The sequence below is a fragment of the Streptomyces sp. NPDC055400 genome (assembly GCF_053644375.1).
On record NZ_JBSHLM010000001.1, the window covers coordinates 966,098 to 972,097 of the forward strand.

Consider the following 6,000-nt stretch of genomic DNA (forward strand, 5'->3'; position numbering starts at 1 on the left):
GCGTAGCGTAACCCGCGCCGTTCTCCGCATCCAGACGTGATCATCCGCGCACTTACACGTGACCGTCTGTGTGCGCACGCGGGCGTGGGCGGGCCCGCCCCCTCCGACGGGCCCGCCCACGCCTGCGCTGTGGCCGCTACTCCCCTGCTTCGCGCGTCAGTTGCCCGCCGTCGAAGTACGCGAGGAGCTCCGGCTCGAGTTCCGGGACGTCGTACGGCACGCCTCCCTCGCGCAGCGAGCGGGTGGCCAGCGCGCCCGCGGCGACGCTCATCCGGGCCGCGACGGGAGAGGTGTCGGTGACGCCGCCCTCGCGCGCGAAGCGGCAGAACTCGTCGATGATGCGCTCGTCGGCGCCACCGTGCGAGCCCGTCGCCTCGGGCACGCGGTACACGATGTCGGCGTCCTTGCGGTAGCCGGTCGGGCCCGTGTTCCAGACCCGGACCTCGTCGCCGGGGCCGTCGCCGAAGTTCTCGAGGCGGCCCTCGGTACCGATGACCGTGTAGTTGCGGAAGTAGTCGGGGCTGAAGTGGCACTGCTGGTAGGCGGCGATGACGCCGTTGTCCAGCTGCATGTTCATCACCGACACGTCCTCGACGTCCACGACGTGGTGCAGGTCATGGCGCGCGGTCGGCGGCCAGTCGAACTCCTTCAGCCAGCCGTCGGGGCGCGGGGTGTCCGGCTCGCGGCGCGGCAGGTCCCCGTAGACCATGAGGTCACCGAGGGCGTTGACGCGCTTGGTGTAGCCGCCGGCCAGCCAGTGCACCACGTCCAGGTCGTGCGCGGCCTTCTGGAGGAGGAGGCCCGTGGTGCGGGTGCGGTCGGCGTGCCAGTCCTTGAAGTAGTAGTCGCCGCCGTACGAGACGAAGTGCCGTACCCACACGGTCTTCGGCACGCCGATGTCGCCGCGCGCGATGATGTCGCGCATGAGGCGCACCACGCCCATGTGGCGCATGTTGTGGCCGACGTAGAGGCGGGTGCCGGTCTTGTACGCGGTGCGCAGGATGGTGTCGCACTGCTCGACCGAGATGCCGAGCGGCTTCTCGACGTAGGCCGGCTTGCCCGCTTCGAGCGCCTCGCAGGCGATGGCTTCATGGGTGTCGTCGGGGGTGGCGACGATGACGGCGTCGATCGAGGGGTCTTCGAGGAGCCGCCGGTAGTCGTCGACGGCGACCGCGCCCTCGTACAACTCCGGTACCTTCGCCCGGATCTGCGGGTCGAGGTCGGCCACCGCCGCCACGACCGACCCCTTGCCGGGGCGGTGCGCGGCGGTCGCCAGGTTCCTTCGCAGTCCGAGCCCGATGACGGCGATGCGCAGGTCTTCCACGTGCGGGTGTCCTGTTCTGCGTGCGGGACGCATTGGGGTGCTGAGCGGTGCTCTTGCCGTGCCGGGCACGCTACTTGCTGTCGGCGATGGCCTTCTCGAACTCGTCGCGCATCGCGTTGCCCGCCTCGCGCTGCCAGGCCGGCAGGATGTCCTTCTTGAAGGAGGCGAGCGGGGTGCGGCCGGCGACGATGTCCTTGACGGCCTGGTACACGGTGTCGGTCGAGGAGGCGCCCTTGTTGGCGTTGGTGTCCGAGAAGAAGCCCGTGGTCGGGTTGATCTTGGCGAGCTTCATCAGTTCCACCTGGGCCCCGTGGATGCCGCGGGTGATGTCGGGCTTGCCCGGCAGGTACAGCGTCTCGGGGGCGTTGCCGAAGAAGTTGATGGCCTGCCGGGTGGTGATGACCTCGGCGTTGCCCTTCTTGTTGAGGAGCACGTCGCCGTCCTTGGAGCGGGTGTGGTGCGTGCCCTCGATGCCGTTGTCCAGGAAGAGCCGCTCCTCGGTGCCGAAGGGCGCGCTGAGGTAGTTCATGACCTGGAGCAGCGTCTCGATACGGTCCTTGCTCACGTCCTTGTTGATGGCCGTGAAGCCGACCGAGCCGTAGCCGTAACCCCAGCTGGGCGTCAGACCCTTCTCCGCGGCGAACGGGATGACGACCTTCTCCGGCCAGTCGTACTGGTTGCTGTCGCTGAGGAAGCCGGGGAAGGACTGGACGTGCAGTCCGAGGAACCCGCCCTCCATCTTCTCCAGCGTCGTCGGCAGGTTCGGGTCCGGCCAGAACAGCTGCGCCTTCTGGCACTTGAGGGCGAACTCCAGGCCGGCGTGGAACTCGTCGGTCTCGAAGTAGTGGGTGAGCTTCCCGCCGTCCATGCGCCAGCCGTTGGGCGCACCGTGCCAGTAGGCGAACTGCAGAATGTGGTTCACGTACGCCGGCTCGAGGACGTACTTCTTGCGCTTGACGTCGAGGAGTTCCTTCGCCTTGTCGAAGAAGTCCTGGGCGCTGTCGAACTGGACGCCGCCGACCGGCTTCCAGAAGTCCTCGTTCGCGACGTAGACCTGGCCCATGCGGCCGTACGGGACCGCCATGCCCCAGATCTTGCCGTTGAAGACGGCCGTCTTCCAGGCGAACCCGGGGATGTTGGCGAGGTTCGGGTACTTCTTGACCGCGTCACCGGACAGGTACTCGGTGAGGTCGTGGAACTTCGCCTCGAGGAGCGCGGGGACGTTCTTGAGGCCCTGGTTCGGCGGGAACCACATGAGGTCGGGCATCTCGCCGCCGGCGATGGTGGCGTTGAACTTCGCGCGGTAGACGTCGTCGGCGCCGAGGCCGTTGACGATCGTCATCTTCAGCTCGGACCCCAGGCGCTTGTTGAGCTCCTGCCAGTACGCGTTCCGGTTCATGGCCGGCGCCGCGGTCGTGAAGGTCTCGGTCAGGGCCGTGACCGGCTTGCCGTCGCCCGGCTTCTTGGTGACGCTGCGGGTCAGGTTCTTGGGGTAGCGCAGGTACGCCGGGTCGAGGCCCGCCGCGTTGCCCGGCAGGTCGGGCGCCGGGACGTTCGCGGGGACGTACGTCGGCAGCTTGAGTTTGGCCGACGCCTTGGCGCCGCCACCACCCGAGGCCGCGCCGGAACCACAGGCCGTGAGGGAACCGGCACCGGCGACGGTGAGGCCGGCGACGGTCGCGGCACCGAGGAACCCGCGGCGGTTGAAGTCTCTGGACATGACTCTCCTAAGGGGCGAGGAGCGGTTGAGGGTGGTGGCTCAGGCCTTGATGGCGCCGGTGAGAACGCCCTTGACGAAGTACTTCTGGAGGAACGGGTAGACCGCGATGATCGGCAGGACCGCGAGGATGAGCACGGCCATCGACAGGGCGGTGCTGGCGGGCAGCACGCTCACGCCGAGCGCCTTCGCGTTGAAGGTGTCGCCCTGGAGGACGTAACTGCGCAGCACGACCTGGAGCGGCAGTTTGTCCGGGTCGTTGATGTAGAGCATCGCGTTGAAGAAGCTGTTCCAGTACGTCACCGCGTAGAACATGCCGACCACCGCGATGACGGCCTTCGACAGGGGGAGCACGATCCGGCACAGGATGGTGAGTTCACCGGCGCCGTCCAGGCGGGCCGCCTCGTGCAGCTCGTCGGGGATGCCCTGGAAGAACGCCCGGACGACGATGATGTTGAACGCGTTGAGCAGGATCGGCGCGATCATCGCCCCGTAGGTGTCGAGCAGCCCCAGCTCCTGCACCACCAGGTAGTTCGGGATGATGCCCGGCGTGAACAGGAACGTGCCGACGACGATCAGGAGCAGCGGCTTGCCCGCGAAGGTCCGTGGCCGCGAGAGGCCGTAGGCGAGCGCGATCGTGCAGAGCAGACTGAGCGCCGTGCCGATGACCGTGACGCCGATGCTCACGACGGCGGCGCGGGTGATGACGCCGCCGGAGAGGACCACCCGGTACGCCTCGAGCGTGGGGTGCGACGGGAACAGCACATAGCCGCCGTTCGCGGCGAGTTCGGCCTTGGAGGAGAGGCTGGTGCCGATGGCGAGCAGGAACGGGTAGCCGACCGCCACGATCATCGCGACGATGACGATGAACTTCAGTGTCTGGGCCGCCGGGTTGGGCTGCTCCATCCAGGCGGGGCGCTCGGCGGAGCCGCGGCGCTTCTTGCTGCCGGTGCGGCCTTCTCGGCTCTCCCGGCCCTCCTGGCTCTCGGGGCGCAGGGTGGTGGAGACGGGCGCGGTGCTCACTGGTAGACCCCCTGCTCGCCGAGGCGGTGCGCGAACTTGTTGGCGAGGACGATCATGACGAAGCCGATGACGCCCTTCATGAGGCCGGCGGCGGTGGACATGCCCCAGTCGCCGTCGACGACGCCGTGGAAGTAGACGTAGGTGTCGAGGACTTCGGAGGCGTCCCGGCCGACGTTGTCGCGCTGGAGGAGGATCTGCTCGAAGCCGACCGACAGGATGTCGCCGAGGCGCAGGATCAAGAGCATGATCATCACGGGCCTGATGCCGGGCAGCGTGATGTGCCACATGCGGCGCAGCCAGCCCGCTCCGTCCATCGCCGCCGACTCGTAGAGCGAGGTGTCGATGGAGGCCATCGCGGCGAGGAAGATGATCGCTCCCCAGCCGGCGTCCTTCCAGACGCTCTGGGAGGTGATCAGGTAGATGAACGTGTCGGGGTTGTTCATGATGTTGCCGACGTGCACGCCGTGGTCGTTCAGGTAGCTGCTGACCGTGCCCGCGCCGCCGAAGACCTGCTGGAACATGCCGACGACGACGACCCACGACAGGAAGTGCGGCAGGTAGACGACCGTCTGCATGAGGCGGCGGGTCTTGTTGCTGATCAGCGAGTTGAGGAAGAGCGCGAGGGCGATCGGCGCGGGGAAGTACAGGATCAGCTGGACGGCGCTGATCTTCAGCGTGTTCCAGACGGCCGTCCAGAACTCCGGCTGTTCGAGCAGGGCCTTGAAGTTGTCCCAGCCGACCAGCGGGCTGCCCTTGAAGCCGAGGTAGGGCTGGTAGTCCTGGAAGGCGATGCTGTTGCCCGCGAGCGGGAGGTAGAAGAACACCGCGAAGTAGAGGATGCCCGGCACACACAGCAGGAGCAGGGTGCGGTCCTGCCTCAGACGCTCCCGAAGGCTCCGCCGCCCGGCGGGCTTGCGCCCCTTCCTGCCCGGCGTCCCCTTGGTGCCGGACGCCTTCTTCCTGCCCGGCGTTCCGGGTGCCTCGTGCGGTAGGTCGGGGGGGTTTTGCGATGTGGGCGTGGGCGATGCGGACGCAGCGGCCGACACATTCACCTCCTGCGTCGAGTGGCGGGCGAGGGTGGTTTCTACGACCTCCGGCGGGCGGCGCCCAGCGCGTGAGGTAACGGAATCTTGCGCCAGAGTGCACGGAGATGACAAGACGTGATTGGTAACTATTTAGATCTTGCAGCTTCACGCACAAAACGTGCAGGCAACGAGTTTGCCCCAACCCGGTACAGTCACGGCCCTTGCCCGCCGTCGCCCGCTGCCGTCATGCGTGTGCGCTCATTCATGCTCTAAGTAACACGCTTTCAATCATCTTCACGCACGCACTTCCATCACAGGCAGGGTATCGATGACTGGACGCTTCACCCGTTCCCTCACGCGGCGCTCGGTGCCGCTCCTCGCGGCCCTCGGACTCGCCGCCGGCCTCCTCCGTGACCTCCCGCCCCGACGGCAGCACCAACCAGACGCTGTCCCTGGGCAATTCGGTGCGTGCCGAGATCTCCGGGGACGGCGGTGACGGCACCAGGTGTCTGGCCCCGCAGGGCGCACGCAAGGACGGCGCCGCGCTGACGCTCGCCGACTGCACCGGAAACGGCCCCGGCGGCTTCGACCAGTCCTGGGTCCTCGCGGCCGACGGCACCGTCCGGCTGCCGTCGGACTACTCCTGACCGCGAGCGACAAGAAGTCGGTTCGCATCACCGACTGTGCGGGCGACCTCGCCACCGGCGGCAAGGTCACCGACGCGGCCGAGCTGTGGACGCACAACCCGGGTAAGAAGACCTTGGTGAACCGGGAGACCGGGAGCTACCTCACCCGCACCCCCTCCGGTGTGAGGCTCGCGCCGGCCACCGCGGCCGGGCAGAACTGGAACGCGCCGAAGCCCGTCGACGCGCCTTGAAAATACGTCGGCCGGTTGCGCACCACGCGTGGTG

At 67.8% G+C, this 6,000-nt stretch carries 5 protein-coding genes; 1 reads left to right on the top strand and 4 read right to left on the bottom strand.

The genetic code is table 11. The annotated features are described in order from the left end of the window. Positions 1-136: 136 nt before the first annotated feature. From ACWIGU_RS04315 to ACWIGU_RS04330, 4 genes are all read right to left on the bottom strand, one after another. Positions 137-1,324 carry a Gfo/Idh/MocA family protein gene (locus ACWIGU_RS04315; RefSeq protein WP_454397196.1) on the bottom strand — a complete coding sequence of 396 codons (1,188 nt, stop codon included), beginning with the start codon at positions 1,322-1,324 and terminating at the stop codon, positions 137-139. Positions 1,325-1,394: 70 nt separating this feature from the next. Continuing rightward, positions 1,395-3,044, bottom strand: coding sequence for a hypothetical protein (locus tag ACWIGU_RS04320; protein WP_454397198.1), 1,650 nt, complete (start codon positions 3,042-3,044; stop codon positions 1,395-1,397). A 39-nt stretch (positions 3,045-3,083) separates the two neighbouring features. After that, positions 3,084-3,947, bottom strand: a complete 864-nt coding sequence (locus ACWIGU_RS04325; RefSeq protein WP_266569114.1) for a carbohydrate ABC transporter permease — start codon at positions 3,945-3,947, stop codon at positions 3,084-3,086. A 113-nt stretch (positions 3,948-4,060) separates the two neighbouring features. Continuing rightward, on the bottom strand, positions 4,061-5,110 hold the full coding sequence (locus ACWIGU_RS04330; RefSeq protein WP_454397200.1) for an ABC transporter permease: 1,050 nt from the start codon (positions 5,108-5,110) through the stop codon (positions 4,061-4,063). Between the two features lie 389 nt (positions 5,111-5,499). On the opposite strand from ACWIGU_RS04330, the gene ACWIGU_RS04335 reads away from it, so the two are divergent. After that, a complete protein-coding gene (locus ACWIGU_RS04335) occupies positions 5,500-5,736 on the top strand; it encodes a hypothetical protein (RefSeq protein WP_454397202.1) in 237 nt (78 codons plus the stop codon). Positions 5,737-6,000 lie beyond the last annotated feature (264 nt).